The following is a 1,284-nucleotide window of genomic DNA, read 5'->3' as shown; positions in this document are numbered from 1 at the left end:
AGAAGTGGCTCCATTCGTTTGAACAGCGAAACCGGAATTTAAAGTGAAATCCCTGCCATGGTTCAGGCGGCCAATTTAAGAACTGGCAGCCCATCGTTATACGCCTGATGTGGCGTTTTTCGTTTCAAACTGGAATGCGGTCGTTCGTGGTTGTACCACTCGAAATAATCCAGAATTGAGGCGCGGGCCTGGCCGACGGAATCGTAAACGTGCAGGTAGACTCGCTCGTATTTAACGGATCGCCATAGTCTTTCCACAAAGACATTATCCCGCCAGGCGCCGCGACCGTCCATGCTGAGCTGGCAGCCCTGGCCTTTCACGGCATCGACAAACGCCTTGGCGGTGAACTGGCTGCCTTGGTCGGTGTTGACGATGTCGGGCCTGCCGTAGCGCTTGAAAGCCTGCTCCAACACATCTACCGCATGACAGGCTTCCAGGGTGATCGCGACCTTGGCGGCCAGGACCTTACGCGTCGCCCAGTCGACCACCGCCGTTAAATACGCAAACCCTTTGGCCAGCGGGACGTAGGTCGTATCCAGTGCCCAAACCTGATTGGCACGGTCGATGGTCATGCCGCGCAGCAAGTAGGGATAGATTTCGTGACCGGGCGTCTTCTTACTGGTATTGGGCTTGCAATACACGGCCTCGATGCCCACGCGCTTCATCAAGGTTTTCACATGCTTACGACCGACCTCGATGCCTTGCCGATTGAGCTGATCCCGCAGCTGGCGCGCACCCATGAACGGGTGCTTCAGGTGCAGTTCGTCGAGTCGGCGCATGATGTCCAGATCGCGCTCCGAAACCGGCTTAGGCAGGTAGTACACACTGCCGCGACTGATGCCTAATAGCTCGGCCTGCCGACCAATCGGTAGTTGGGATTGACGGTCGATCATCGCTTTGCGCTCAGCAATCCCGCCTTGGTGAGCGCGTTCCCTAAAAAATCGTTTTCCAAGGTCAGCTGGCCGATTTTCGCATGTAGGGCTTGCAGATCGACTGGCGGTGATTCAGGCTCCGCCGGCTTGCCAAACACCTCGGCCGCCCGCTCGCTCAGTTGCTTTTTCCAATCGACAATCTGATTTTGATGAACCTCGTATTCCTGGGTCAACTGCGCCAGGGTTTTATCGCCCGCCAGGGCCGCCAACGCGACTTTGGCCTTGAAGGCCGCTGAATGTTTTCTTCTCGGTTTTTTGGACATCTTCTGCTCCGTTTCTTTGTCCTTGCGGACGTTCAAAAGTAGCAGGGTTTTTCACTTAACCGGTTGTTCAATTTTTTGGGGCCGGCTCT

At 55.7% G+C, this 1,284-nt stretch carries 1 protein-coding gene; it reads right to left on the bottom strand.

Going from position 1 to position 1,284, the window contains the following annotated elements; translation table 11 throughout:
* Positions 1–62: 62 nt before the first annotated feature.
* A protein-coding gene (locus C2U68_RS17570; RefSeq protein WP_260839388.1) for an IS3 family transposase occupies positions 63–1,195 on the bottom strand; the annotation gives its coding sequence in 2 pieces (ribosomal slippage) (positions 63–928 and positions 928–1,195; 1,134 coding nt in all).
* Positions 1,196–1,284: the final 89 nt, after the last annotated feature.

The organism is Methylomonas koyamae, from assembly GCF_006483455.1.
Classification (GTDB): domain Bacteria; phylum Pseudomonadota; class Gammaproteobacteria; order Methylococcales; family Methylomonadaceae; genus Methylomonas; species Methylomonas koyamae_B.
The sequence above is the reverse complement of the archived record's forward strand: the minus strand, read 5'-3'. Positions and strand labels throughout refer to the sequence as shown.